The following is a 27000-nucleotide window of genomic DNA, read 5'->3' as shown; positions in this document are numbered from 1 at the left end:
AGGAGTTCGCCTTCTAGATTGAGATGTTTTTTGACGTTCGTTCGCGGCGCAATAACGAATTGATGAGGGTAATCAGCTCATCCAGATCATAGGGTTTCTGAATAAAGGACATGGTCTCGGTCAGCAGGCCTTTTTGCTGTAGGTGGGCCTTTGTGTGGCCGCTCGTAACCACGATGGGAGCCTGTGGACACAGACGGCGTACCTGTTCCTGAAGGAGTTTTGGGTTCATTTGTGGGACCATCACATCAGTGAGCACCAGCGCGATTGAGGCCCCATGCTGTTCACAGTATTGAAGCGCTCCGGGACCGTCCTGCGCTTGCAGCACGGCATAGCCTTCATCCTCAAAGAAGGATTTCAACAGGAGCTGGAGATCTTCGTCATCTTCGATCAGCAAGATGAGCGATTCAGCATTGCTTTGCGGTTGCTCAACCGGGCTCTGTGGTATTTCCTCGATGGTGATGCTATGTGATACTTCGGATTCCTGAATCGTATCCAGCAGCGGAAGGTAGACAGAAAAAGTTGTCCCTCTGCCGAGCTCACTTTCAACGGTGATCCAACCTCGATGCGCCCGCAGAATGCGCTGCACGGTTGCCAGACCAAGTCCGGTCCCTTTGCCTTCCTCTTTGGTGGTAAAGAAGGGCTCAAAGATACGCGTGCGAAGTTCCTCTGCTATGCCGCTGCCGGTGTCAGCCACCTGCAACTGAAGATAATATCCCTCAGGGAACGCCTGTTCATCTGGTGACGTATACAGCGTTTGTAGCCGGAGTGTCAGAGTGCCGCCCTCAGACATCGCGTCACGTGCGTTGATCGAGAGATTCATCAAAACCTGCTCAATCTGGGTGGCGTTTGCCGAGATCCATTGCGGCGCGTTCCCCAGTTCCAGGCGGAGTTCAATCGAGGGGCCCAGAGCGCTGGCGAGCAGCGGTTCCAGATCGTGTATCAGCTTGCAAAGCTCAACCCGTGTGAAGCCTTCGGCCTGACCTCGGGCGAAAGACAGCAGGTGCCGGGTCAGGCGGGCCCCTTGATCAGCGTGGCGGTCAATGTGCTGAAACGAAGCGACGCCCGGGTGATCCCGGTCAAGCAGTTTGACTCCATAGCGGGCATGCCCTTTAATACCTGTAAAGATGTTATTCACATCATGCGCAACTCCGCTCACAACCATCCCGACGTTTTCCAGACGTTGGGTCTGAAGCAGTTGGGCTTCCAGGTGCGCCTGCTCAGCTTGCAAATGGGCGATTTTCTGGCTTTCGAGCGAGAACTGATGGAGACGGATCAGATTCTCGATACGCGCCTGCAATTCCCCCTTCTCCAGAGGTATGCGAATCACATCATCGATTGTCTCCCACAACCTTGCTTTCAGCAGTGCCGTTTGAGGGTGAGACGAGATTAACGCAACCGGGGCACAGGTAGGATGTGCGGCCTCTTTATAAGCCCGAATCTGTTGCCAGAAGCGTTGAAGCATAGAGCCATCGAGCAACAAGAGTGAGAACACCTCGTCGGTCGGGAGCTCCCCTTCTGTCAAACAATGGACCTGATATGCGTTTGAGAGCCAATTGAGCAACATCTGACGGTTGCGTGTTGACTCCATCAAAACACCGATGCGTTTCATAAGCTTTTCCTCGTTGGTTGGAGACAAGAGGGTCATAAAAGCGAGTCATGCTCTTGCTCTCTGCCATTGTGATGGTGGGAGCGATGAGCCTCCAATCTACCGGTTAAAATGCCCTGTAATCCTATCAGGGGCTTGCCAACTTGAATACCATAACGTGTAATAGAGATCTCGCGCATTGAGCGTTCAAAGTCTGTCAGCCGTTTTTTCAGTACACCGATGGCGCGTCGTAGCTGCCCTGACCACTCCATATAGCGCAAGAAAATGATATTATCAGTCAGATAACTGACCCCGATCTCGGTGGCCCGGAATTCGCCTGTAATCGCCTCAACCTCATTGATCAGCAGGACAGCAATGCCCATATTTTGCAGGTATTTGCAGAGAGCGTGCAGGTGCGAGATCAGATCAGCTCCCGCTAGAGAGAGACGATAGCCGGAAATGCTGTCAATCATGACGATGGCTGTTTCCTGTGCCTCGACCTCGTGACGCACCAGGGCCGCGAACTCATCGGCGGTGTAGTGCAGGGGCTCAATCTGTTGAATGGAGAGCGTGCCGCGCTGCATCATCTTACGGATCGGGATATTGATGCTTTCGCAGCGCCTCAGCAGGGTTTCTTTCCTTTCCTCAAAGGTGAACACAATGGACCGTTCGCCGCGTCCGGCAGCCTCTTTCATAAATTGAAGGCCGAGTGTGCTTTTGCCGACGCCGCTTGGACCGGTAATCAGACTGATGGTGCCGCGCTCAATGCCGCCATGAAGCAGCTCGTCAAGGGACGGGATGCCAGAAGAGATGGTTTCCCAGGGGAACGGGCGACTATGTTGTTCGGGAAGCAACCGGGGAAAGATCTGCATCCCCTGTGGCGTCAGTTTCATGGCATGAGCGCCTCCACGGAAATCGGAGCCGCGAAACTTACTGACCGAGATGGTACGCATCGAGTTCGTGTATGCAAGCTCAAAAACACCGTCACTGATGAACTGAAGGTCATCATCGGGCATCGCTGCACTCTGTTCGGAGGTGAAGAGGATGGTCGCACCCTGTTCACTGAGAAAGCGCAGGAGAGAGAGGGTTTGCTTGCGGAACTGAAAAAGATCGGTTGCCAGATAGCGTAACTGGGTCATAGCATCAAGAAAGATGCGTTGCGGCTTGATCTTCTCAACGGTCTCTATTAACTGGCGGCTAAAAGGTTCACGCTCTACATCAGCGGCGACAAAGAGATCATAGCTTTGATTCTGCACAAAAAAGTCGATCCCGGGAGAGAGATCCAGGATAGGCACATCAGTGAGATCAATGCCAATGGCGCTGGCGTTCTGCTGTAACGCGGCGGCAGTTTCTCCTAAGGTCAGGCAGAGGCAGCGTTCCCCCAGTTGTTTTCCCGCGTGCAGGAAGTGAAAGCCAAGTGTCGTCTTGCCGCAGCCCGGGCCGCCTCGCAGAAGGTACGCCTGACGAGGGATCAGACCTCCATCTAAGATTTCATCCAGGCCCTCTATGCCTGTCGAGATGCGAGTTGTCGTGTTTGATTGCTTGTCTGTTGCCTGATTGTGGGGCCTTTCTTTTGCTCCCACCCCTGTGTTCGTGTCACAATAACGCACTCCTTACGCATACAGAAATCGGGTTACCGCGGGGCGAAGCAGAAGAGCGAGCAGCCATATTCGTTTGTAGATGTATCCTCTTATGGAGAGAGACAAAGACCACTCTTTTACCTGAAGGACAGTAATGCTTCCTCTGCCATAGGTGAAATGCCGCGCCCCTGTGAGCTTGTTCTATATAGCAGAGGCAAGCTGTGAAGCTCATCTATACGATTTTCTGCTACTCTTTGACTATATAAAATGTTGCTCTGTTACTACAAGTATTTCGGTGAATTCCGAAGGCCTCGTCTGGAAAAAAATGAACCGAAAAGTGAGGATGAAACGTACTAGAAGGGCAAGCTCTTTTCTCAAAAGGGCTTGTGATGCGAGACGAGCAGGCTGAGTTTTTCAGTCTGATCGGTGAGCGCTTTCATTGGTGGGCAAGCCACGAAGGAAGAGAAGAGGACTGAGGAAGCGATGTTCAGGTGTCGCTTCTTGATGGTGGGAACAACTGATACCTGCTATGGACCGCGTGCCGTTTTCCTTGTCTGAAGCCCAGGCGGCTCTTTCACCGGGATGTATTTCCTAGTGGAAGGAGGTCACAACTCATGTCTGAGTTACAGCAGGAAAAAGGTACATTAAGTTTTCAAAAGCGCTCACAAAAGGCAGATCGTGCTTTGACGCAATTTCTTGCCCTTGTGTGTAGCCCTATGCGGCGGCGCATGCTAGAGCTATTAGCAAGCGCTGAAACGGAATCCGCAATAGGGCTTTCAACGAACGAGATTGCACGAAATCTCTACCTGGCTCCTTCAACGGCCTCTGAGCATTTGAACTCTCTGGCGAAAGAGCGCCTGGTTGTTGCACAAAAGCAAGGTTCGTCTGTGTACTATCGTCTGACAGATGATCCTCGTGTTCGCGCGTTCCTCCATTTCCTCCGGGAGGTGGATGACCATTATATGTCTTCTTCTCAACGTGAGAGCTCCCTTGAATAGGGAGCCCTCGCCCTTTTTATGCTTTGCCCTCTCCCTTGTGATAATATCACGTTTCACATGCCAAAAGGTTGACGCTGGTTGGTTGGCAATGATGAAAATAATGAGAAGGGAGGAAGCATTGCTCCCTCCCCTGCCGTGGCTGCGCCGCTTTGGAGGTTCCGTCGTCAACAATCGCTGTAGAGCCTGATTGACGAGAGCTGGTCATTGCCAACGCCCCCATAGGGGAAGTTCGCGCTCGGTGCGCTGGTTCCACTTCCTCCCGAGAAGTAGGCCGCACCGCCACCCTCATTAATATCCACGTAGAAGGCCCCGGCTGAACAGCCTGCCCACCAGGCGCTTGCCTGATCATTCCAGTTATGTCCGTCCGGGAACGTCTGGTTCAGATTGAGTACACCTGCTCCTCTGACACAGAGTATTGGCCCGGGAGGAATCGTGGAGGGCGGATAAAGTGGTCCATTCCAGTAGAGGACAAGGTCATTGCCATCATTGACGCATTTGCGCCCGAAGATTGCGGGCTGCATCTCTTTGGAGAGACAGTGATACGTGGGGGACTGCTTCCCGTTTAGCTTGACCTCAAGTGCATTGCAGTCCTGAAGAGATTCCCGGGTAGAGGCGGCAAAGGCGCTCGGCGTAAAGATATTGAGAAGCACGAACAGCAGAGCCAGCAGTGCGCCAATGGTCATACCTCTTTTAAAGAGTCTGCGCATATGTCGTTTGTATCTCCCTTCTTTCTTTCTGATGCGATTACGCCTTTCAACAATGCGGCACAGTTCACACATTGAGTGTAGAGAGAAACAGCTATATCGTGAAATATCGTCAGGTATCGTTTGAGTATCGTATAGGTATCGTCTGTATAAATCAGGATAATCCTGAGCGAATAGTATATAATAAAAAGATAGAATGGGTACTACCACGAAAAGGAGGAGTATGCATGGATGTATCTTCATCCCCTCGGTGGAGCACGCTGTTGAAAGAGGAGCGCATTGCACGTAACTGGCGTCAGAAAGACCTGGCGGAACAGTTAGGTACAAGCATCCTCACTATCAAGCGCTGGGAGCAGGGGCATCAGCAGCCAAGTGCATTCTATCGCGCTAAACTCTGCTCGCTCTTTGAAAAGAGTCCCCTCGAACTGGGGTTCCTTGAAGAACCCTCAGTTTCAGAGAAGCAGACAACCATACCTGCGACTCCGGCCGATCAGACGGCTGAACCAGAGAAGCCCGCGCCGATGACACACCTGCGTTTGCCCCCGGTATGCTCGAAAAAGGGAGCTGTACTGGTCGGTTTGCTCTGCCTGCTCTGTCTGCTTCCGCTGGCGTTCGGGCTCTTCATGGTGAGAGCGGCGCCGTCTCGTCCTGTGACGCCACCGCCGCGAGTCTGGCAATCATGGTCACAACTGCTCAATGACCCGTTGGAAGAGACCAGGCATAGCCGTGCGTGGCAGGTTGATACCAACGCCAGCGATCCTACCGACGCACAGTGTGGCTTCTCGACAGTTTCACAAACCTATCAGATCCAGGCGCAGGGGCTTAATTATTGCGCCTATGGCAATAGTCTGGTGAATCCCTGGGTCGATGTGGCATATAGCGCGGATGTCGCCATTCACCAGGGAGACTGGGGCGGGCTGATTGTGCACCTTCGTCAAGGAGACTACTATTATTTCGGTATTCGGATTGATGGCTCTTATCTCTTCATGCGGCATCAGCGTGAGGGTGGTGGGCAGGATGCTGTGCTGCTCAGCGGGACTGCCTCAACGATTGTTCAGGGGCGCGATCAATGGAACACACTGCTGATTGTTGCTCAGGCTTCTGTGTTTCAACTCTGGATGAACGGGCAGTATCTTGCGACAGCCTCTGATGGTGTGTTGCATCAGGGAACAGTAGGTGTGGCAGCCTGTGTGGGGAGGAGCGATAGCTCTCCGCTCACACAGGTCTGGGTTCGGCATGCACTCATCTGGCGCCCCAAATAAGCGGGCTGAGAGAGGCTACGCTTCCTGTAGCGCCTCGATAACGGCCTGAGCGACACTTTTGCTCGATTGAGGATTCTGCCCGGTGATGAGCCTGCCGTCTCGCTCGACATGATCGGACCAGTCAGCCTGAGCGACAAAATGCGCCCCGAGTTCGCGCAGACGGCTTTCCAGCAGGAACGGCATGGCCTTATCCAGCTCGGCGGCTCGCTCTTCGCTATTGGTGAAGGAGGTGACTGTCTTTCCGGCAACCAGCGGCGTGCCATCGGCAAGGCGTACGCCTACCAGACCGGCAGGTCCATGACAGACGGCGGCTATCACCTTGTTCTGGCTGGCGAAATCGCTGAGGAGCGCGTGCAGGGTGCGATTCTCGGGCAGGTCAAACATCGTCCCATGTCCACCCGGCAGAAAGACAGCGTCAAAGTCGCTGGCCTGTACCTCGTTTAACGGGAGCGTCTGGCGGAGAACGGAGCGCTCCTGTTCTGTGTGTGCTGCCTCTTCAGTTGAAGGCTCGCTGCGTGGATCAACGGGAACCGGGCCGCCTTTCGGGCTGGCAACAGTGAGCTCGAACCCTTGCGCCCTGAATGCCTGGTAGGGAATGGCAAATTCCTCGAACCAGAGCCCGGTAGGATGAGTTGCATCGATACGGTCATGACTTGTAACAATAATCAAGATGCGTTTTGAGATAGCCATAGAAATCATTCTCCTTTTTGCTTGATAGCTTACTGGTATTGTAGATCCCGGTAAGCTATAATTCAAATAGAAAAATTGCGTCGAGGTATAAAAATATTTATGATAAATCTGGAGTGGTATCGGAGCTTCCTGGCTGTCTACCGGGCTGGAACGGTCTCCAGAGCTGCCGAAGCGCTGTTTCTAACACAGCCCGCCGTGACTCAGCATCTGGCGGCGCTTGAAAAGCAGGTCGGGGAATCGCTCTTTATTCGCGCTCCCCGACAGATGATCCCGACAACGCGAGGGAAGCAGCTATACAGTCAGATTGTTCAGGCAATGGAGACACTGGAACAGGTTTCTCAGGAGTTGCAGAGTACGCAGGTTGAGTTGCCCCTGCTTCGGTGTGGCGCTCCCCGGGAATACTTTGGCGAACTTTTGCTGCAAACGTTTGTCGCACTTCCCTATCGCCTGATCTTCCAGTTTGATGAAACGCGGCCACTGATTGAAGCACTGGAACGAGGGCAGCTTGATATTGTGATCGCGACGCAGCAGGTTGCAGCCTATGCTGTGGAGTATCACCGCATCGGCGAGGAGCATTTCTGTGTGGTTGGCCCTCCGCAGCTTGAACCGCCCGAGGTCATAGAGCGGGAAGCAATCGAGCAATGGCTGAGCGCGCAAAAATGGATTAGCTATGGTGTTGAGCTACCGATCATTCGGCGCTACTGGCAACAGTGTTTCGGGAAACGACCCACGTTTCAGGCAACGCTGGTGCTTCCGGATTTGCATCTTATCGTCCGGGCCATCAGCGAGGGTGGAGGTATCAGCGTTTTACCTGACTATCTTTGTCGTGCGTTGTTTAAGGCTGGTCAGCTTCGTCTCTTGTGGGAGCCCGGGGAGCCGGTACGTAATGAACTCTGGCTTGCTTACCGGAAGATTGACCGGAATGAGCGTATTATCAAACAGTGCAGGCAACTGCTGCAACAACGGGGCGGACGTAGAGGTTCTGATGCTGATACTATTTCATGGAATGGTGCGCCCGAGGCTGATGCCGTATGACGGTTACTCCGCTCAACACGAGGGAGACCGTCTTGTCTGCATATGAGATGGCCTCTGGAAAATCACTGATGGAGAGAAGAAAAAGGGGAGGGCACGAAGGCGGCGTATCAGGTATAATCAGGGCAATGCAGGACGAAGAAAAGCTCTCATTACGAGAGATGTTTGTTTTGAAGGAGCAATCTGAATGGACAATGCCTATACACGACTGCTTGCCCTGTTGGATCAGCAGAAAATAGCGTACCGCTTGATTGAGCATGAGCCGGAAGGGCGTACTGAGCTTGTCAGTGCTCTTCGGGGCAATCGTCTTTCTGAGGCGGCCAAATGCATCATCTTGATGGTCAAACTCGGGAAGAAGGTGACGAAATACGTGCTGGCCGTGATCCCCGGTGACGCGAAAGTAGATTTACAGGCAGTCAAGGGATTGCTACAGGGAACCTATATTGCCTTTGCTTCGGCTGATATTGCGGAGCGGCTGGCCGGGTCTGTGGTGGGAACCGTGCTTCCGTTCTCGTTTCATCCCGATCTAGAAGTGATTGTTGATCCTGCTTTGCTAGAAAATGAGGAGATGTATTTTAACGCGGCTCGGCTTGACTGTTCGATGGTGCTGAAAACAAGCGATTATCTGAAGGTGGCACAGCCGCGTGTGGAACGCATCACCGTCTCATAAATGCTTGAGGAACATTACAGTTCAACAGAGAGGAATCGACGCTGTTTCGGTTCCTCTTTTGTTTCTAATTTCCGGCTTGCTTCCGGACAGAAGGAAGAGAAGGAAAAGCGATATAGAGAAAAGGTGATAGCTCTATGGATGATCGTGCTCTCTTTACTGCCTTCCAGCAAACAGCCGGACTTGTGCCGGACCGCGAGATGACGGACACCTTTCTGCATTATCCTGGTGATCTGGTTATTACCTCTGGTCGTTTCGTTGCCTGTGATCCCTGGTTCTGTGCAAATGCTTCCCCATTTGAGGCCCCGCTGATAGAGCCAGGGCGCTATCGGGTAGCTCTGGAAGTTGCCCGTTTCTCCAATGAAGATCAGCGGATCGCGCTGGCTGCCGTGATCTTCCGCCACCAGCTTCCGGTGCGATGGGAGAACGCCAGAACGGCAGATGACACTGACAAGATACTTGCCTTTCAGGATGCCGAAACCGCTCGCAGGTTGGCAGATGCATTTGTCGGATATGGTGTCGACTCCGGGACAGGCTGCTTTCTGGACGCGCAGACTGCGGATGCTTTCGACAGGTTGCTGTTTACGAACGAATCAGAGATGCATGATCCCCTGATAGAGGCGCTTGAGAAGCACTATGTCGATACCTGGAATTGGGCTGACGTGTGCGTGGATGAACAGACCGGGGCAAACGTGATTGCCTTCTCATCGGGGTGGGGCGATGGGGGCTATGCTTCGTTTTTTGGCTATGGAGAAGATGGATTGCCTGTCTGCCTGCTGACAGATTTTGGTGTGTGGCGGTGGCCAACCGAGAAGGAATGAGTTCTCTTCTTGCCGGTTCACAGGGAGGAGGAAAGGCTGAGAGTGTTCTTCCTTTGTTCGGCCCTGGGTGCTTCATCTGCCGGTTTCTCTGTTAGTCTGAGAAGGCAATTTGGCTCTCTCTTTATAATGACCTCAATGGTTTGAAGAGAGAGAAGCAAGAGCGATGGAAAAGAAAAAAGTTGCTACGCAATGGCATGAAATAGCTTATACACGAGAAAGCTTGCGCTGGTGGGTGACACCTGAGTGGAAGGAGAAGGAACTGCGCTACCTTCAAACCGCACTGGGATTGAAAGGGCATGAACGTATTCTGGATCTGGCCTGTGGAGAGGGGAAACGCGCCCTATTCCTTGCACAGCGAGGGTTTTCCGTTGTTGGGGTCGACCTTGCCGAGAATGTGATTATCGCCGCCCGAGAGCAGGCATATAAACAAGGCGTGCGGGCCGATTTTATCAGCGCCGATTTCCGCAGTTTGACGTTTGATCACGAGTTTGATGTGGTGCTGAGTATGGGCGATGGGGCCATTGGCTATCTGGAAGCCGCAGAAGAGAATCAGAAAATCTTTGCGGTGATTGCTCGGGCGCTCAAGCCCGGCGGAAAACACCTGATGGACATTCCGAATAAAGCGTATGCACGCCAACATTTTCCCCTCAAGCTCTGGCTGCCCGAAGAGGATGGGATTACGCTGCTGGATGCTTGCTGGCAGGAAAAAACGCAGCGTGTCATAATCGATTGCAGGCCAATTCGATACGGGACGGTCTTTCGCAAAGAGGCCGCCCCGGTGCAGCTTTCACAGATACTCTATACAGTCGATGAATTGCAGCAGCTTTTAAACGCTCAGCATATGGATGTGCTGGAAGTGTGCGGTGATTTTGAGCGGAAGTGCCCGCCTTCGCCCGAATGCCATGAAATAGTGGTGCTCTCGGTGAAGCGTGGGGATCGATAATGAATCTGCTCCATTGCTTCTGATGACGTTCTTTCTGATAGCTTGCCTCTATCGAAATGGAGACAGCGAAGAGCTGTCCCCATACTGTCGGTTATTTCCCTGTTCCTTACGCTGGCTTACGAGCCCGAATAAAGGCGCTGACAAAGCGACCGTCAATGGCGTTGCGCTCTTCGGGAGACAGAGAGGCAAGAGAAGCGCTTGCGCCGCTTGCATTGATGTCGTCGAGGGAATAACGTCGCGTCACCTCAATAGTGATGTCCACAAAGCCCGCTTCTTGCAGCCATGAACGATAGGTCTCATCTTCAAGGGCACCTGCAATGCATCCGGCCCATGATTCCATATCGTGTCGGAGAACGGGCGGAAGCTCTCCCTGTACCACGATATCCGAGATCGCGAGTCGTCCGCCCGGTGTTAACACACGATAGGCCTCGCGGAATACCTGTTGCTTGTCGGCCGAGAGATTGATCACGCAATTTGAAATGATGACATTCACGCTGTTTGCAGGCAGCGGAATAGCTTCAATGATACCTTTCAAGAAACGGACATTTTCAACTCCCGCCTCCTGTCGATTGCGCTCCGCAAGCTCCAGCATTGAATCAGTCATATCGAGTCCATAAGCAAAACCTGTCGGGCCAACCCGCCTGGCCGAAAGCAAGACATCGATGCCGCCGCCACTGCCCAGATCCAGCACTGTTTCACCGGGGTGAAGCTCTGCCAGTGCTGTTGGGTTGCCGCAGCCCAGTGAGGCCAGAGCCGCTGTCACCGGGAGATCAGCGAGTTCTGTTTGCGAGTAGAGTTGCCCCGTGATCGGGTCATCCCCGCTGGCATTGCTCGAACAACAGCTTGAGCTACAGCAAGCCGCCGCGCCTTCTGCTGTGGTGTTGAGTACCTGTAAGGCTGCCTTTGTGTACCTGTCGCGCACTACCTGGCGCACCTGCTCATTGTCTGAAGAATGTGTGCTCATATGTCTTTCCCTTTCCGTCTGGAACGTTTGAGAAGAGAACTTTTTCCTCTTCATGCAAAGAGACGCAGCCAGATAAAAAAGGACGCAGGTTTGTGTGATCTTCTCGGTTCCTGTTTGCACATCAGGGCATAGTGGCCTGCTTCCTGAAGAAAGGGCCTCTATCAGGCGGGTTTGTGCTGAAGCAGTGAGAAGGGAGACGCAATATCGCTTCGTCGGTACATCTAGTCGATTGGCTCCATCTCTTTGACGGAACCCGAGATAACAAGGTTCAGGCGATAGTTCCCGTAGCGGAGCAAGCGATCAAGGAATTCGTCTAACGCTGTAGTATCGGGTGCCTGTATTTTCAAGAGATAGCAGGCGTCACCAGCAATACGATAATATTCTATGATTTCGGCACAATTCTGCGCAAACCGCAGAAAGCTACGATGATCGCTCGACTCAACCATTACCTGCACGAAGGCCATCATCTGGCCGGCACTTGCGAGCTTGCTCCGGTCAATCTGAATCGTGTAGCGTGTAATAATGCCCTGCTCTTCCAGGCGGCGCACGCGTTCATTCACCGCTGGCGCAGTCATATGGACCTTTTCGGCCAGCTTTCGTATTGAAAGGCGGCTGTTCTCACGCAACTCTCTGAGAATCGCTTTATCAACGGCATCAAGCTGTATCATTCTCTCCTCTTTTCACTTATCAGCATACCAGACACGAATACTTTTCACATGGAAATCAAGCCGCGCTGTTTTCTTTCCGCTTGCTTCTGTACCGTTACGTACTGGCGCATTATACTATGAACAGCTCAACTACAGAAGGAGAAAACAAGATGAAAACAGCATTACTCGTGATCGATGTCCAGAATGAATACTTTGCACCACATGGGAAATGGGTGCTCCCGGATAGTGAGAAAGCCCTTGTACAGGTTCAGCAGCTTCTCGCGGCCTTTCGAGAGGCTCAGCTTCCCGTTGTTCACATTGTGCATGAGAGTCTGGGCACAGATGCTCCTGTTTTTCGCAGAGGCAGTGTAGGAGCTGAAATGCATCCTGCCATTACGGTACAGCCAGAAGAGCGTGTGATTACCAAACATGTTCCGGGAGCGTTCACGCAAACCCCGCTGGAAGCGCTTCTACGGTCGCTGGACGTTGATACCGTCGTGATCTCTGGCTTTATGACGCATATCTGTTGTGATACAACAACGCGTCAGGCGAGTGAGCGCGGTTTCTCGATCTTCTTCGCGGAAGATGCAACCGCGGCCCGTGATATGGTGTTGCGCGGAGAGGTTGTTCCGCATAACGTCGTGCATGAGGGTACCCTTGCGACTATGACGCATTTTGCTACCGTGCTTCCCACTGCACAAATTATACAACAGCTTCAGAAGTAAGAAACACTTCTCCTGGGCCCGGGTAGCTTCTGGCATCTTGTGAGTAGTATTCCCTGATGTCGAGATATCCCGGGCTTGCTTCCTGTTTACCTGCATCCATATCTCTGCTCCTCTCCAATTCAGGCTTGTGAGTTGCCCCAAAAATGAGTACGTGACCCTCTTTTGAAAATACGAACGAGATGAAATACGAAGCTCCACTTTCCTGGGAGTAAATGCTATTGATCACTGGTGTAACAGGATATGTCGGGCGTAGGGTGTGGCGTTGCTGGTTGAGCGGGATGAAACAGTCATAGTGATGATGCGCAAGCTTGTCGCTGCTACGCTTCCTGAGGGAGCCCGAATTATGGCTGGCGAACCTTCAGCCCCACAAACGCTTTTGCATTGAAGGGAGTCGGGGCGCTGCTGATCAATCCTCGAGTGCTCTTTCTTGACAGCAGTTCTGTTTTGGCAGGTATAAGAGTCCATCCTGAAATTGTTTCACTATCGCATCTACTGTTGTGAGCATTGGATAGGACTGAAGCCATTGGCATCCTCACAAACCTGGATAGCTCACATTCTGCCCGAGCGAGACTTGCTCTGTTTTCTCCTCTTGACAGATACGATACGATCCGTATATAATCTCTGTGTGACGTATGGATACGTTACGTATCGTATAATTGTGAAGAGATGCTGGAAAGAGACCAGCAAGGAAACAGAGGAAATCGCATGGATATACGTAATCAACGCGTTGTAATTCTTGGGGGAACATCGGGGATTGGACTGGCTACGGCCCGCCTGCTGGCTGAGTCCGGGGCGGAGGTCATCGTTGCCTCGCGCTCACAGGAAAACGTGGCCCGGGCCACAGAGCGTGGGCCCATTCGCGGTGAAGTGGTGAACGCGGCTTCAGCTGAGGATCTACGCGACTTCTATAGCCGTATTGGCTCCTTTGATCATCTTGTGTTGAGTCTGGCAAGCAACATCGGGGCAGGGGAGTTCCGCACGCTTGACCTTGATATGCTTCGTCAGGGATTTGAAACCAAGTTCTGGCCGTATCTGCTTGCTGTTCAGACTGGCCTGGATTTCCTGCGTAAAGATGGCTCGCTCACATTTGTCACGGCGGTCACGGCACATACCGCTTTCGCGGGCGCGGCTGGATTTGGGGCAGTGAACGGAGCGCTGGAAGCGATAGTGCCCACATTAGCGCTTGAGTTGCAGCCGCTGCGTGTCAATGCGGTTTCCCCAGGAGGAATCGCAACCCCTTTCTGGAAAGATCTGCCAGAAGACGCACGTGAGGCGTTCTTTGCGCAATCAGCGGCCATCACTCCGGTCAAGCGCTTTGGACAGCCTGAGGATGTCGCAGAGGTGATTGCCATGCTGATCGGGAACACATTTCTCACCAGTACGATTATTGATTGTGACGGAGGAGCACGGATCAGGGCGTCCTGGTAGTACTCGCTTACTTGCCGGCTATATCAGGAGGGCAATGAAGCTGCTCCTGATGCTAGTCGTCGGTTGCCTGATAGGCCAGGGTCCAGAAGGTGACATTTGGCGGCTGTGGGGTTGTCAGAGCGCGCGGGGTCATCAGCAGCGTGATCATGTCCTCTCGTGGATCAACATACCAGGAAGTCCCGAGCCCGCCATCCCATCCGTAGCGACCTGGTACCGCCGAGATGTTTAGAGTAAGGTAGTTGAGGCAGAAGGTATTGCCAGAGATATAAAGATAGTATTGGTTCATTGATCGGAGATACACACTGCTATTCCGGACTCCGTTCTCTTGCCAGAACGATGAACAAGAAGCAGAGGAAACAGGACTCATCCTGCTTCCCCTGCAGTACCTTAAGGGGTAGGAATGAGCATATGCAGTTGCCATGAGACCCCGTATTTATCCACAACCCACCCAAACCTTTCACCGGGAAGATATTGGTCCGCAGGCATAAGCACCCCGCCACCTTCAGAAAGCTTTTGATACAATGTATCCATCTCTGCCTCTGTTTCGCAGCGCACAAATAGAGACATTGCAGGAGTAAAAGTAAAATGATGCCCCTGGCCGCTGTCCTGAGCCAGAAATTCCTGTCCCTTCAGGGAGAATCTGGCCAGCTTGACCGTTCCGGCCTTCTCTCCTGCCATTTCTTCCTCTTCATATCGCTCAATATTGAGGAGGCGAGAATCCTTGAATAAGGACATGTAGAAGGTGATGGCCTCTTCAGCTCTGCCGCACAGTTCTCCGACGAATAGCAGGTATGGGGTGAAATTCTGCTCTGGATACTCCATGAACCTCTCACTCCTTTTTTCTACACCAAGATGATGCGATCTATCATCTACTATAGCAGGGTGCAGAAGAGCATTCTTCTTCTATCTTGCTCTCTTCGCCTCTCGAAGAGAAACAGCCCTGCACAGCATTATGCGTAGCGGGAGCGCTCTCGGTCCTGAGAGACTTTCAGTATAAATGAAGCTCGTTCTTCCAGAAAGCTGCAAGAGATGCAGCCGCCCAGAACGCGACCTGAGCGGCTGTTTGTCCTCTTCAGAAGTGTTGCCATTTGCTTATGAACGAAGATGACGAGAGAAGTGGTGCGAACTGATATGGAGTCCCTGATTGAAATAGAAACGATGCGCAACCGTGCGCTGATGCCCTGAATCGAGATGGAACTGATCGCATCCCACGCGTTCCGCCTCTGCGAAGAGCCACTGCATCAATTGTGAGGCGTATCCCTTGCCCCGGCACTCTGCGCGAGTGATGAGATCATCGACATAGAGTGTGTGACCCCAGGCCAGCGTATGCAGAAAGCGAAACCCTGCCAGCGCAACCGGCTCCTCTTTGCCTTCTTCAAAAATACCAAGCAGCCTGTAGCCTTCTGGCCGCTGCCGGTGATTGATCTGCTCAACCATCGCCTCCCGTGAGGACAGGTGCGGGCGCAATTCCCGAAAGGTAGTGTAGGCCAGGCCCGTTTCTTCCGGGCCCAATTCTCGTATCGTGACCATTGTTCTCTCTCCGTTGACTGACGGTCTTCGGTTATCGGATTTGCTTAAAGCATACGCTGTCCCGGCTCAGTGTGCCAGTACCAATTGCAGCGGGAAGCCTCGGGCCAATTTGCAAGGGTAACGCTTCTTGTCTCAGGCGGACGTGACAAAGCGTGCCAGCCGCTCTAAGGTTGAGTGTGTGCCTTCCTCGTTATCCTCCGGGCGAATCCCGGGCGGAATATGGGTGAATGTAATGGAAACTGTGGTGCCATCCTGCTCCGGGGTGAACGTGACCTCCATAAACATCTCTTCTGCAAGGTCGGGATTGGTTGTGTCAAAGATGATAGCGGTAACGATTCTGTGGGGAGGAGTCAGTTCCACGAAACGCGCTGTATAACGGTCTTCGTTCCCTTTTGTCTTGCCTCGCGGCGTTGGTTCGGTTGAGGGATAGTAGAGCGACATCTGATAGCCGCCTCCTATTCTGTAATCGAAGCTATGCACTTCGGCGGTCATGCCTTCGGGCGCGAACCAGTGAGGCAGAGATGTGGGGTCAGTGAAGGCCTGATAGAGCGTTTCGGGTGAGGCTTTGATCCATTTTGTGTTGCGTGTTTCTGTCATGACATATTCCTTTTCTCGCTCTAAGAAAGTAGTTGAGAGTTCTCAAGCTTTCCTGTACTCTTCTTTTTTTGCTCGTTGGATTCCGGAAAAGGCCCCTTTCGCTCTTAAGGGTGGGACTTTTGTCTTGCTCCATTCGCAAAGCTCGTTCGTCTCGCGTATGATGTGGGAAGAGAATGCCATGAGAGAAGGAGAGGGAAATGTCAGGAACAACGATCGATCCATTGCCAATCCCGGGCGCGTTTTCGGCCTGCCCGACCAGCACTGAGACTGAAAGGAGCCTGCGCTTTTCCCGCACAGGAACCGTTGAGATGGTGATGCGTGGACAGGGCTTCAATGGACGCGCACGCGGTCGCTTCTCTATCCAGACCCTGACGCGTACCTCAGCGTTGATCTATCTCTTTAATGTGAAGATCTACGATCTGGCAGATACGACATATAGCAACCCGATGCGCACGCTGCCCTCGCGCAATGTGACGGTCTCGCGAGAAGGGGGTGCATTCGCGTTCGAGAAGCCCGGGCAGCCTGAAACCGAAGATCAGTCGTGTTTGCTGTATCGGGCTCGCTATCGCTTCGATGTCGATCCACTTTCTCTGCTTGGAGACAACGCCGAGGCCACATCAGGACCATGTTATTATCAGCTTGACACGCAAGAGGAGCTTCCCAGAAACGTATTAGCTGATATGGGTATCACTGTAGAAAAATAGGAAAAAGCGTGTTATACTCTCCAAAAGAGGCAGGTCCAGTGTTCGGTGAGCCTTTTTTGAGGGGGTGACCGTATCGCGTTCGGGGCGCTGTATGCTGTCTGAAGCATGTTTCATTGGGAACCAAGCAGGTGAAACAAGATGACACACTTCGCGGGAACCACATGTGCCCGAGCTGTTGTGCAGAGATTCCCGCGCAGCGCCAGAGGCCCGATGATGATTATAGATGACAGAAAAGAGGTTTTTTTGTCACCATCCAGAAGATAAATTGAGGAGGTTCCCGCAAAGCGGTTTGTGAAAGCGCTTCCAGAGCCATGCAGGAACCCCGGCCGTCGGAAGAGGAAGAAGCCCGAGAGAGGGATTGAAACCCTCGTTTAAACTTCCAAGAGGAGCCTATTTTGTAACGTCGAAAGAGGAGAAAGCCCGTCGCTCTCTCTGACGGGCCTTCGTCTCCTATGTGGGGGTGTTGGTAGTCCGTTAATGCAGCATCTGGAGATGCTCCACGAGTGGGCCGAGTGCCAGCACTGGTAGGTAGGTCAGAGCGCCGACAATCAGCGCGGAACCGAGGATGACCGTTCCGAATAGAGGCGTATCAGTTCGGAGCTTGCCCGGTGTTTCGGGGCGGCGCTGTTGTCGTGCGAATGCCTGAGCCAGCGCGAGAGCTACGATTCCCTGACCAAAACGCCCGATCAGCATGGAACAGCTCGTTGTCAGATTGTAAAAAGGACTGTTGCCACTCAGGCCCGCGAAGTTCTGGCCGTTGTTGGCAAACGAGGTCGTATAGGCATAGAGGATCTCGGTCAGGCCGTGTGGTCCGGCGTTGGTGGTCAATCCGGCGAGTCCCCATTGCGTAATAGCGGCGATGGCGGTGAGGCTCAGGATTGTGATTGGAGCCAACAAGGTATACAACATGGTCAGCTTCATCTCAGTGGGCTCCAGACGCTTCCCCAGATATTCGGGAGTTCGTCCGACCATCAGACCGGTGAGGAACAGGCCCACTATGGCAATCAGGATAATGCTATAGATCCCTGTTCCCAGGCCCCCGAAGACGATTTCACCAAGCAGCATATTCATAAGCGGCACCATACCACCAAGCGGCGTATAGCTATCATGGGCGGAGTTATAAGAGCCCGTTGCTCCGTTTGAGGTAACAACGGCCGTCAGCACCGAAGAGCCAGTGCCAAAACGCACCTCTTTTCCCTCCATCGAAGGAGCCGCCTGACCGAGCAGGTGCGAGATTGCCGGGTTTCCGCTCTGTTCGGCCCAGTGACAGACGCCCAGTCCGACAAAAAAGAGAAACGCCATCACCCAGAAGAGCAACCAGCCCTGACGGGCGGAGCCAACCATACGCCCGAAGGTATTGGTCAGCGCAGCAGGAATCAGGATAATTGCCAGCATTTCCACAAAAGCCGTCAGCGCTGTTGGATTCTCGTACGGGTGAGCGCCATTGACATTGAAGAAGCCACCACCATTTGTCCCCAGATTCTTGATAATCTCAAGTGCGGCAACCGGCCCCTGAGCAATCGTCTGATGCGTTCCTTCCAGCGTCGTGATCGTCAGATAGGGCTGAAAGTTCATTGGCACTCCTTGCCAGACCAGCAGCAGCGCGCCGAGCAGCGAGAAGGGTAGCAGAATGCGCAGGATACCACGAACCAGATCAACCCAGAAATTCCCCAGGGTGTCGATCTTCTGTCTGCTCAGGCCACGCATAAATGCAATCCCAACTGCCAGCCCCGCAGCACCTGCAAGAAAGTTCTGGGCGGCCAGCCCCGCAAGTTGGGTGAAGTAGCTCATCGTTGTTTCTCCCGCATAAGCCTGCCAGGTGGTGGTAGTCGCGAAGCTGATCGCCGTGTTCATTGAGAGATCAGGTGTCAATGGGGTGATCTGGTGTGCCGGGTCAGAGAACGGGAGCAATGTCTGTAAACGCAAAAGCGCGTAGAGAAGAAGGGTGCCTGTAAGGCTGAAAAGCAGAAAAGAGATGCTGTATTGCTTGAAAGTCATCTCTTCCTGCGCGTTGATACCACAGATTCGATAGATGGCACGCTCAACGGGCAGGAGCAGCGGGTCCAGGAAGGTTCGTCGCTCGTTAAACACCCGGTAGATATAACCACCAAGCGGCCTGGTTACAAGCAACACAATGAGAAAAAAGACAATATACTGACATAGGTTTGAGCTATCCATTCTGTCTGCTCCTCCTCCTGTACAGGAAAATACAGGATCAGGTTTCTACCTGCTTCTTTCTGAATTCACCTCCTAGCGTAGAACAGAAAGACTCAAGAAACGCGCAAGAGATGAACAACATCCCTCAAACTCTGCTCAAGAATGCTGTGGAGCCTCAGCAGTGCGCTCATCTCTTCTCTCAAGGGCTATCAAGCACGGAATGCGAAAAGGATCTAGAAAGAAAGCCTATCGAAAGCTATTCCCTCGATAGGCTTTTATGCTGTATCAGCGTTTCAGGTGTCGCTTTGTGCCGGGATTGTCGTTTAGCGAATCCGCTGTTCCGGGGGCCGATTCTTGACCGGAAGCACGCGTTGCTCGACCTTTTCGTAGAGGGTGAGCCCCTGTCGGATAAATGGAAGGCGCGGTATAAGCCAGCACATAATGAGTGCCGCTACGATACTTATAATGGCTCCTGTCGCGATATCGATAGGATAATGAACTCCTATCCAGACGCGGGACTGCGCAACAAGGCATGCAAGCAACAGCCAGAGCAAGCCTTCCATTTTATGCACAAGCCAGATCGAAAAGCTGATAGAGAAAAACAGGATCGTGTGGTTGCTTGGAAAGCTGTTATCAAGCTCATGCTCAACGAGCTTGTTCACATCAGGCAGGACGGCAAACGGCTGATAATGGGCATAGAAGAGCCCACATACTTTCCCGACGCTGGTTGCAAGGACGAAAGCACAAATACTTTGTATAATCATCATCCTGTCCTGTCGTCGCCTGAGGAACCAGTAAACGAGCATTGACAGGGCCAGAATGTAGGGCGTATACTCTGCGAGAAAGATCATCACCGGATTCAGCGCGGGAATGGATTTACCCGCATCATTTATCATCCTGAAGAGCTCTATATCTATCTGGTGAAGAGGCATATTTCTATTTCTCCTTGAATAACATAGTATTTTTTAGTTGACATCTGTATTTTTGAAGTAGAGTATGGAGGCGATGAGCCCGACACAAAATGTCATAATGATTGAGATATATGAATATATGGGTGGGTATTCCGGGAAAAAGGTGCCTGTTGCGATCACCCGTACCGCGGTCCAGGGAAGTAATGCGCTGTATTCTGATCCATAGGTCAGCAAGTTAAGCATGGTGATCGCGATAGCAAAGACAATCGTTACAACATAATTCTTGAAGAGCAGTGTGACCAGAATCATGGGAGTTGAGAGCAGAAAAAGGGCAAAGCCGCTCATCATAAACTGCTTGAAGGCATCAAGGAAAAGCTGCATGCTCAGGCCATCAAATTGGCCGAGCAGGGCGAACAGAACGGTAATGAGCCAGGCAAACAGGGTGAGTGCCATCGTCCAGAGACAGAGCAGAATGAGCTTGCTGAGAATAAATTGTATGCGTGATACAGGAATGGTCAGGATGTTTTTCAGCGTGTGTTCTGTATATTCGCGATTGAACAGGTAGGCTGTGACAACGCTAAAGAGTAGCACGCCAATCAGGAGAAACACATAGAGATGTGTTTCGCTAAAGAACGTCGCTCCTTCTACAGGAATATCCGGGCGCTTCGCTTCCTTGATGATCGATTCCACAAAACAAAGAAAAGGACCGGATGCAATGCCTGCAATACTGATGAGCGCTATCATTGAGCGCTTGAGTTTTAAGACTTCCGCATACAGTAGATTAACCAATTGAAGCTTCTCCTATCAGAGTACTGAAGTAGTCTTCCAGATTATCTTCGCTCAGAACTATTTTCGTGACTTCAATGCCGTGCTCCACAAATACTTTATTGAGGAGTCCCTGCTGTCCGATGTGCGAGTAGACCCTGATGGTTCCTGCTTCGTGAACCTCGTAATCGGTGATCGCGAAGTACCGCTCCAAAAGCATCGCCGCTCTATTCTCATTGGAAACCTGGAATTCCAGGTATCTGCGGTTCTGCTTCCTCAGCTTCTCAAACGGGATCTCTTTCAGCAGCTTGCCTTTATGGATGATCCCGAGGGTATCTGCTATCTGTTCAATTTCTGAGAGAATATGGCTGGAAAGCAGGATTGTCATATTTCGCTCTCGGGCCAGGGTTTTGATAAGGTTGCGCATCTCCTTGATGCCGATAGGGTCGAGGCCGTTGGTTGGTTCGTCCAGGATCAGGAGTTCGGGATAATGCAGCAGTGCTCTGGCAATGCCCAATCTCTGCTTCATCCCGAGCGAGTAGCTTCTGATGAGCTTCTTTGTTTCATGCTGAAGCCCCACAATTTCGAGTGCCTCATCAATGGCATTCTTTTTATGGACGCCCATCACTTTTGTGTTAATAAGCAGATTTTCGCGGGCGGTCAGGTTTTCATAGAAGCCGGGTATTTCGACGATAGAGCCTATGCGTCTTAAAATCTCCCTTTGCTTTTTGAAGAGATTCTCGCCGAATATTTCAATCTGCCCATAGCTTGGCTTGATCAGGTTGAGAAGCATTTTGATCGTCGTCGTTTTCCCCGCGCCATTGCGTCCCAGGAAACCATAGATTTCGCCTTGCCTGACTGTGAGATTCAGGTGATCCACTGCCAGTTGTTGATTGCTGTATTGCTTTGTAAGATTTGTAGTTTTAATCACTGCACTCATTCAGAATGCGCCTCTTTTCTCTGTGCTATGGTTCTTTAGTATAAGCAGAGCGCTTTAATTGCCGCTTACCAATTTCTTATTTTTTTCTTAACAGAAGAGGTTGTATTATTTGGAGATGTTGGGTTTAGGGAGGGAGAAGCCAAAGGTGGTCTTTTCCCACGGGACGCTTTCAACCCAGATGGTGCCCTGATGCTTTTCTACGAGAGCGCGAGCGATAGCGAGCCCCAGGCCACTTCCTTCAGCGAAGGGCGTTCGCGCTTTGTTACTGCGGTACATGCGCTCAAATACATTGGCAATCTCCCCTTTAGTGAGGCCCGGCCCCCGATCCCAGATGAGCACATGATAGGTGTGGGGATGTTCTATGAGCTCGACCCCGATGATCTTTCCTTCTTGCCCGTAGAGCAGCGCGTTCTTCATGATATTTCTGATGATTCGCATAATACTCAGACGATCTGCCTGAACCGTACAGCGCTTCTCCTCCGGTAGGTTGACTTTTACTTCCATCGTGTGCTTTTTCAATACAGGAAGAAATTCGATAATGACTTCTCGAATGACTTCCGCAAGATCCAGCGTCTCAACCTTCAGAATGAATTCGTCTGCATCGAGACGTGCCATCGTGAATATCTCGTCGATCAGTTGTTTGAGATTACTGGCCTTATGAGAGAGGATCGCGAGATACTCCTGCTTTTCTTCTTCGGTTGCCGCAATGCCGTCGCGAAGGGCATCGATATAGCCAAGAATGGAGGTAAGAGGTGTCCGAATGTCATGTGAGATGCTGGAAAGGAGCCGAGTTCTCGCTTCTCTGGCCTGTATGGTTTCTATCTGTACCTTTTCCAGTTGCTCGATCAGCTCATTGAGTGAGAAGATGATTTCGTCAAGCAAGCGGTCACCGCTCGAAAACAGGCGAGTCTTCAGGTTCCCTTTGCAGGCGCGTTTGAGCCCGTCTGCTATCTCCCTGAGTTTGTTACGGGTGCGAAGTATATGGATCAGCAGAAGTACTGTGGGAATGAGAATCGCGATGGAAAGCGCCCAGGTCAGCACGCCGAAATGATAGGTAGTGACGTTGCTGATGAGGAGTGCGACAATGAGGACACCCTGAAGCCCGATGAGTAGCAGCACTCGGATACTATTCATCCTTTTCCCCCGCGAACCTGTAACCTATACCCCATACGGTTTGAATATATTGCGGATCGGAGGGATTGGTTTCTATCTTCTTCCGCAGTTTTCTAATATGCACCATAATGGTATTATCATCGTCCAGATACTCGCTCTCCCAGACGTTGCGGAAGAGCTGCGTTTTGGTGAAAACCTGCCCGGGATGAAGCATAAAAAATTTCAAGAGCTGGAATTCCTTCGCGGTGAGAGAAATAGCTTCCCCATTGATAGAGGCAGAGTAGTTCTTCAGGTCTATGGTCAGTCCCCTACAAGTGATGAGGGTTTTCGACTGCATGCTTTCCTCGCTGCCGAGCACCAGAAATCTCCTGAGATGAGCCTTAACCCGAGCAATAACTTCATGAATACTGAATGGCTTTGTAATATAATCATCCGCTCCGATACTCAGGCCTAACACTTTATCGATTTCATGATCTTTGGCAGTGAGCATCAGAATGGGGATATTTGTCTTATTTCTCAGTCTGCGACAGACCTCAATCCCATCGATTCCGGGCATCATCAAATCAAGAATAAGCAGGTTATATTTGTTCTGGTCAAACAGACGCAGGGCTTCTTCGCCATTTGCCGCGCCATCAACCCTGTAGGCTTCTCGTTCCAGATATTTTTTCAGGAGGCTCCTGATCTCTTGCTCGTCATCGGCCACAAGTATACGAATAGTGTTCATATTTTCCCTGCCTGCGATAAAGTTATACTTGTTTTCAAGATATCTCTATTTTCTCAAATTTGCTTTGCGTTGCATTATAACATGCTTTTGCATCGATGCATGGGTAAGCCTGCCAGTACGCATACCCGTGGTTGATCGCTGCGACTGCTCCGAGAAGGAGAGGTGAAAGGAGATGTTTGTGAGAGGAAGAAGTGCGTTCCAGCATCTTTTTTTATTGATGGGCCTCATATGTGGGGGCGGGGTGCGATCGTGCCGGGAAAGCCTGGCGATCCCGCTTGAGAATGTTGTCCAATGAACTCAATAGCCCTGTTGCCTGCTCTCAATCAGGTCACAGGGCTGGTTTCCTGTTTGCGGAACGGATGAAAGCCTGCTCTTTGTCAGAGCCATCTATCTCTCAGGCAGGTAGTGCTGACATCAGGAAGCGGACCAACCACCATCAACAGGGAAAATAGCACCATTAATATAGCTTGCATCTTTCGACGCAAGGAACGTAATGGCCGCTGCAATCTCTTCCGGGGCCGCGATACGCGAGGGAGCACTTCCTTTCATAAAGGGCATTACTCTCGCAAGTCCTGTCTCACTCGGAACGCCTCTTCCGGCTCCAATAGCGGTCGCAACTCCGCCGGGGCAGACGGCATTACAGCGAATACCGCGCTCTCCATAGTGGAAGGCGATGCTTTTAGTCAGACCCACAACGCCATGCTTGGAAACGGTATAGGCTGTTCCTGCTGCACCTCCACGTATTCCGGCTTCCGATGCGGTGTTAACAATGTTACCTCCGCCCTGCTCAAGAAACAGAGGGATTGCCCGGCGGCATGCCAGGAAGGGACCGGTGAGGTTGATGGCAAGCACGCGATCCCACAAATCAAGTGGAACCTCGTCGGCAGGCTTCATGAGATCCATAATCCCCGCATTGTTGCAGAGAATATCAAGACGTCCATAGGTAGATGTGGCGGTGGCAAGCATGGCCTCCACATCTGCATCTGATGAAACGTCGGCGATGCAGGATGTAACTTTTGCTCCCTGTTGCTCCAATTCTTTGATCAGAGCCTGAAGCGGAGCCTCGACGATATCCACAGCGACGACCGCTGCCCCCTCATTGACAAAACGCTGAACCAGCGCTTTTCCAATTCCAGAAGCTGCCCCGGTGACCAATGCTACCTGTTGTTCAAAACGCATACTCTTTTCCTCCTCAAGGAAATCAGTGTAAGAGATCACTCTGTTGACATGCATGCTGCCCTGTATTATAGTGCCAGCGAATGACATACGTCAATGGAAGAAAAAAGGAAAATGAGTGACACATTTTTCTCAGAATGCATGGAGCCTATGAGATTGTGAGAGCCAGGAAACACCCGACTTTGTTTTGTGGATATTCTGGACTGCTTGCGATCGAGTGGGCTCAAATGCAGTTTCTGTCTGAGGCGTCGGAGGGCGTTTCGCTCCAGCGGTTCGCGCGTGTCCGGGCGTTATCGAGCGCGAACACCCGGACAGAAGAAAAAGCCAGCGTCTTCAGAGATAGACACTTTTATATTCGAGAGCAGATCTCTACGAAAGAATCGAAAAAGGCCTCATCGCTGGTTGCTTGCCGTATCTTTGCCGCTGTTTGCTGGAACTGTTCCAGATAGCCGGGATGAGATGCCAGTTTCGTCAGTAAGGTAGCAAGTCCGGCTGGACTGTCGCTGAATTGATAGTGGTCCGGTATGTATTCGGCTGCGCCAACACGACCATGATCGGGAACGATGGTGCAAAGACCGGCCCGTGCCGCTTCCAGTGCTGTATAGGGAACCAGATCAAAGCGAGAGGTGCAGGCAAACACAGCCTGATTGGCGAGTTCGGGAAAGAGCGCTCCTGTTAATACGCCCCGTTCCATACGAGGGATGAAAAGAAATGCGCTTGCAAGCTCCGCCGGTATCCTGCTCTGTAGCTGTGTACGTATCTCGTCGTCAGCAAAACCGCCTATCACGAGGACCTGTTGCAGCGCTCTGTTCTGCAAGGCAAGGCAACAGCCATCTATATAGAGCTCAATATTCTTAAAATAATCGAAACGAGAGACCACTGTAACCGCTACCAGACCGGAGCGCGCGGCTCTATCCTGTAAGGCGCTTGCTAAGAGTGGGGGGAGCGGTTCAGGTTCGCTTTCATCGCTTCCAACGGGCTGAGGTATTCTATGGATCTGGCGTTCAGCAATGCCATACTCGCGCAGAAACTGTTGCTGAAGTATTGATATTTCCAGGCAGTGAATGTTGTCTCGCGATGCAATGATCTCAAGTGCCTGGTTCTGAGTTCTCAAAAGATGCTCCGCTTTCGGGTGATCCCAGTTGAACGCTTTCCAGGCTGCTTCTGTCCCGATAGATCGGGCAACCTGTTCCACAAAGGGGGAATGATGCGTTATCGCAATCAAGTGATCAGTGGGTGCATATGGTAACAGAGCCGATGTCTGGTAATAGAGTAAGGGATCTCGCGTGGCGCCCTGTCCCCATGACTCGGTAATATGGTGTATCGCGGAACGGAAAACGGCTTTCACTGCGTTTGGCTCCATCCCGAAGTGAAAATGGAGTGTCATGGCAGGAAAGGTCTGTACAACAGTACCTGGTTCCAGTAGTGGTTCTGCAAGATCTTCATCGCGCTTGTAAAGAAGGAAACCAACATTTACCCCTCCCTGCTTCAATACGTCTGCACAGCGGAGTACATGTTGAACCACTCCGTAGATGTACGTGCTATTTCTCTCCTGAGGAATAAACCGTGCATTCACGATGATGATGATATCTTTCAACTTCCCTGTCTCCTTGTAGCCTGTCTTACATAAAAAAAAGCTCTTCATAAGCGAACCAGAAATGGTACAGTAGACTGTACCAATAAGCAGTATAACATACTCTAAAAGAAAACTCACTGATGAAATAAGATAGGAGTATAAGGGAGTAGAGCATTACACAGAATAATTCTGCTTTTGTTCATATGTTATTTTGCTCATTTAGCGAACTTTATCGATTTAAAAAGGAAAAGCCAGACAGAAAAACAAAAGGGAACGAGTAAATTACAGGAAAGAGCTATGCAGTATATATCTTCTATGCTATTGATTCTATGAAAAATGCAGGGTAGCAGTATCATGATAGGCGGCCTATTCCCTGACAGAGCTTCAAGAGAATATAATAGCCAACCTTTGTGAGAAATATGCAATAGTGTAACCATGCTTTCCTGCATGAGAGAAGAGAGGAAAAGGTAGTATATCCAATTGGTTAAATACTGATGCTATCAACGTGTCCCCCTTAAGAGTTTATCGAAGGTTTTGGCGAGGATGGTGACCTGATCCGAAAGTATATGCTTAACCCTGTACTTTGCTGTATCGTTGTGCTGGCAACGAAGCAAGGCTGAGCAGCCGAAATGCCTGATCTTTCTTTCCCAATTATTCCAGACAATGGTGGACAGCTCTTTGTTGTGTGGTCCTTCAGCACCTCGGGAGCAGACCCCTATCCTTTCTCCCATCCCTTTACAAGAATGTACACTTCCATCTCT

Annotated in this window: 27 protein-coding genes; 9 read left to right on the top strand and 18 right to left on the bottom strand. The window is 51.5% G+C overall.

What is annotated here, in order from left to right:
- Positions 1 to 13 precede the first annotated feature (13 nt).
- Together KTH_RS10875 and KTH_RS10870 are read right to left on the bottom strand one after the other, a co-directional pair.
- Positions 14 to 1645: a hybrid sensor histidine kinase/response regulator gene (locus KTH_RS10875; RefSeq protein WP_497618470.1), complete on the bottom strand. Its 1632-nt coding sequence runs from the start codon at positions 1643 to 1645 to the stop codon at positions 14 to 16.
- Entirely contained in the window at positions 1642 to 3168 is a 1527-nt protein-coding gene (locus KTH_RS10870; protein ID WP_497618469.1) for an ATPase domain-containing protein, read from the bottom strand. The genes KTH_RS10875 and KTH_RS10870 overlap by 4 nt, the downstream gene beginning before the upstream one ends.
- Before the next feature lie 611 nt (positions 3169 to 3779).
- Between KTH_RS10870 and KTH_RS10865 the strand changes: the two genes are divergently transcribed.
- Positions 3780 to 4163, top strand: a complete 384-nt coding sequence (locus tag KTH_RS10865) for an ArsR/SmtB family transcription factor (RefSeq protein WP_497618468.1) — start codon at positions 3780 to 3782, stop codon at positions 4161 to 4163.
- Positions 4164 to 4327: 164 nt separating this feature from the next.
- Here KTH_RS10865 and KTH_RS10860 read toward each other — a convergent pair whose 3' ends face one another.
- On the bottom strand, positions 4328 to 4870 hold the full coding sequence (locus KTH_RS10860) for a hypothetical protein (protein WP_497618467.1): 543 nt from the start codon (positions 4868 to 4870) through the stop codon (positions 4328 to 4330).
- 224 nt (positions 4871 to 5094) lie between these two features.
- Between KTH_RS10860 and KTH_RS10855 the strand changes: the two genes are divergently transcribed.
- Positions 5095 to 6129: a helix-turn-helix domain-containing protein gene (locus KTH_RS10855; protein ID WP_497618466.1), complete on the top strand. Its 1035-nt coding sequence runs from the start codon at positions 5095 to 5097 to the stop codon at positions 6127 to 6129.
- Between the two features lie 15 nt (positions 6130 to 6144).
- Here KTH_RS10855 and KTH_RS10850 read toward each other — a convergent pair whose 3' ends face one another.
- Positions 6145 to 6813 carry a type 1 glutamine amidotransferase domain-containing protein gene (locus tag KTH_RS10850; RefSeq protein WP_497623224.1) on the bottom strand — a complete coding sequence of 223 codons (669 nt, stop codon included), beginning with the start codon at positions 6811 to 6813 and terminating at the stop codon, positions 6145 to 6147.
- Positions 6814 to 6918: 105 nt separating this feature from the next.
- On the opposite strand from KTH_RS10850, the gene KTH_RS10845 reads away from it, so the two are divergent.
- The 4 genes from KTH_RS10845 (at position 6919) to KTH_RS10830 (ending at position 10282) form a co-directional block, all read left to right on the top strand.
- Positions 6919 to 7854 carry a LysR family transcriptional regulator gene (locus tag KTH_RS10845; protein WP_497618465.1) on the top strand — a complete coding sequence of 312 codons (936 nt, stop codon included), beginning with the start codon at positions 6919 to 6921 and terminating at the stop codon, positions 7852 to 7854.
- A 184-nt stretch (positions 7855 to 8038) separates the two neighbouring features.
- A complete protein-coding gene (locus tag KTH_RS10840) occupies positions 8039 to 8521 on the top strand; it encodes a YbaK/EbsC family protein (protein WP_497618464.1) in 483 nt (160 codons plus the stop codon).
- Between the two features lie 134 nt (positions 8522 to 8655).
- Positions 8656 to 9339 (top strand): DUF4241 domain-containing protein, encoded by a 684-nt coding sequence (locus tag KTH_RS10835; RefSeq protein ID WP_497618463.1) that lies wholly within the window; start codon positions 8656 to 8658, stop codon positions 9337 to 9339.
- 163 nt (positions 9340 to 9502) lie between these two features.
- Positions 9503 to 10282 (top strand): class I SAM-dependent methyltransferase, encoded by a 780-nt coding sequence (locus KTH_RS10830; protein ID WP_497618462.1) that lies wholly within the window; start codon positions 9503 to 9505, stop codon positions 10280 to 10282.
- Between the two features lie 106 nt (positions 10283 to 10388).
- On the opposite strand, the gene KTH_RS10825 is transcribed toward KTH_RS10830, so the two are convergent.
- Both KTH_RS10825 and KTH_RS10820 read right to left on the bottom strand, forming a co-directional pair.
- A complete protein-coding gene (locus KTH_RS10825) occupies positions 10389 to 11246 on the bottom strand; it encodes an arsenite methyltransferase (RefSeq protein ID WP_497618461.1) in 858 nt (285 codons plus the stop codon).
- 221 nt (positions 11247 to 11467) lie between these two features.
- The gene (locus tag KTH_RS10820; RefSeq protein WP_497618460.1) at positions 11468 to 11914 is read right to left on the bottom strand and encodes an Lrp/AsnC family transcriptional regulator; all 447 of its coding nucleotides are present in this window, start codon (positions 11912 to 11914) and stop codon (positions 11468 to 11470) included.
- A gap of 149 nt (positions 11915 to 12063) precedes the next feature.
- On the opposite strand from KTH_RS10820, the gene KTH_RS10815 reads away from it, so the two are divergent.
- Both KTH_RS10815 and KTH_RS10810 read left to right on the top strand, forming a co-directional pair.
- Positions 12064 to 12618, top strand: a complete 555-nt coding sequence (locus tag KTH_RS10815; RefSeq protein ID WP_497618459.1) for a cysteine hydrolase family protein — start codon at positions 12064 to 12066, stop codon at positions 12616 to 12618.
- 705 nt (positions 12619 to 13323) lie between these two features.
- A complete protein-coding gene (locus KTH_RS10810; RefSeq protein ID WP_497618458.1) occupies positions 13324 to 14046 on the top strand; it encodes an SDR family oxidoreductase in 723 nt (240 codons plus the stop codon).
- A gap of 52 nt (positions 14047 to 14098) precedes the next feature.
- On the opposite strand, the gene KTH_RS10805 is transcribed toward KTH_RS10810, so the two are convergent.
- From KTH_RS10805 to KTH_RS10790, 4 genes are all read right to left on the bottom strand, one after another.
- On the bottom strand, positions 14099 to 14347 hold the full coding sequence (locus KTH_RS10805) for a hypothetical protein (RefSeq protein WP_497618457.1): 249 nt from the start codon (positions 14345 to 14347) through the stop codon (positions 14099 to 14101).
- A gap of 86 nt (positions 14348 to 14433) precedes the next feature.
- Positions 14434 to 14868 (bottom strand): VOC family protein, encoded by a 435-nt coding sequence (locus tag KTH_RS10800; RefSeq protein ID WP_497618456.1) that lies wholly within the window; start codon positions 14866 to 14868, stop codon positions 14434 to 14436.
- 270 nt (positions 14869 to 15138) lie between these two features.
- Positions 15139 to 15576: a GNAT family N-acetyltransferase gene (locus KTH_RS10795; protein WP_497618455.1), complete on the bottom strand. Its 438-nt coding sequence runs from the start codon at positions 15574 to 15576 to the stop codon at positions 15139 to 15141.
- Between the two features lie 132 nt (positions 15577 to 15708).
- Positions 15709 to 16173: an SRPBCC domain-containing protein gene (locus KTH_RS10790; protein WP_497618454.1), complete on the bottom strand. Its 465-nt coding sequence runs from the start codon at positions 16171 to 16173 to the stop codon at positions 15709 to 15711.
- Positions 16174 to 16370: 197 nt separating this feature from the next.
- On the opposite strand from KTH_RS10790, the gene KTH_RS10785 reads away from it, so the two are divergent.
- Positions 16371 to 16877, top strand: a complete 507-nt coding sequence (locus KTH_RS10785) for a hypothetical protein (protein ID WP_497618453.1) — start codon at positions 16371 to 16373, stop codon at positions 16875 to 16877.
- Positions 16878 to 17351: 474 nt separating this feature from the next.
- Here the strand turns inward: KTH_RS10785 and kdpA are convergent, their stop codons facing one another.
- The 8 genes from kdpA to KTH_RS10745 form a co-directional block, all read right to left on the bottom strand.
- Positions 17352 to 19055 carry a potassium-transporting ATPase subunit KdpA gene (kdpA, locus tag KTH_RS10780; RefSeq protein ID WP_497618452.1) on the bottom strand — a complete coding sequence of 568 codons (1704 nt, stop codon included), beginning with the start codon at positions 19053 to 19055 and terminating at the stop codon, positions 17352 to 17354.
- Between the two features lie 302 nt (positions 19056 to 19357).
- Complete coding sequence (locus tag KTH_RS10775) at positions 19358 to 19966, bottom strand: undecaprenyl-diphosphatase (protein ID WP_497618451.1); 609 nt, start codon at positions 19964 to 19966, stop codon at positions 19358 to 19360.
- Between the two features lie 33 nt (positions 19967 to 19999).
- On the bottom strand, positions 20000 to 20734 hold the full coding sequence (locus KTH_RS10770) for an ABC transporter permease (RefSeq protein ID WP_497618450.1): 735 nt from the start codon (positions 20732 to 20734) through the stop codon (positions 20000 to 20002).
- Positions 20727 to 21650 carry an ABC transporter ATP-binding protein gene (locus KTH_RS10765; protein ID WP_497618449.1) on the bottom strand — a complete coding sequence of 308 codons (924 nt, stop codon included), beginning with the start codon at positions 21648 to 21650 and terminating at the stop codon, positions 20727 to 20729. The genes KTH_RS10770 and KTH_RS10765 overlap by 8 nt, the downstream gene beginning before the upstream one ends.
- Positions 21651 to 21755: 105 nt before the next feature.
- Entirely contained in the window at positions 21756 to 22784 is a 1029-nt protein-coding gene (locus KTH_RS10760; protein WP_497618448.1) for a sensor histidine kinase, read from the bottom strand.
- A complete protein-coding gene (locus KTH_RS10755) occupies positions 22777 to 23487 on the bottom strand; it encodes a response regulator transcription factor (RefSeq protein ID WP_497618447.1) in 711 nt (236 codons plus the stop codon). Before KTH_RS10755 ends, KTH_RS10760 begins: the two co-directional genes overlap by 8 nt.
- A 414-nt stretch (positions 23488 to 23901) precedes the next feature.
- A complete protein-coding gene (locus KTH_RS10750) occupies positions 23902 to 24666 on the bottom strand; it encodes a glucose 1-dehydrogenase (RefSeq protein ID WP_497618446.1) in 765 nt (254 codons plus the stop codon).
- Positions 24667 to 25012: 346 nt separating this feature from the next.
- Positions 25013 to 26260, bottom strand: a complete 1248-nt coding sequence (locus tag KTH_RS10745) for a glycosyltransferase family protein (protein WP_497618445.1) — start codon at positions 26258 to 26260, stop codon at positions 25013 to 25015.
- Positions 26261 to 27000: the final 740 nt, after the last annotated feature.

The sequence above is a fragment of the Thermosporothrix sp. COM3 genome (assembly GCF_059696735.1).
Note: the sequence above shows the minus strand (reverse complement) of the source record. Positions and strands in the feature narration are given on the sequence as shown.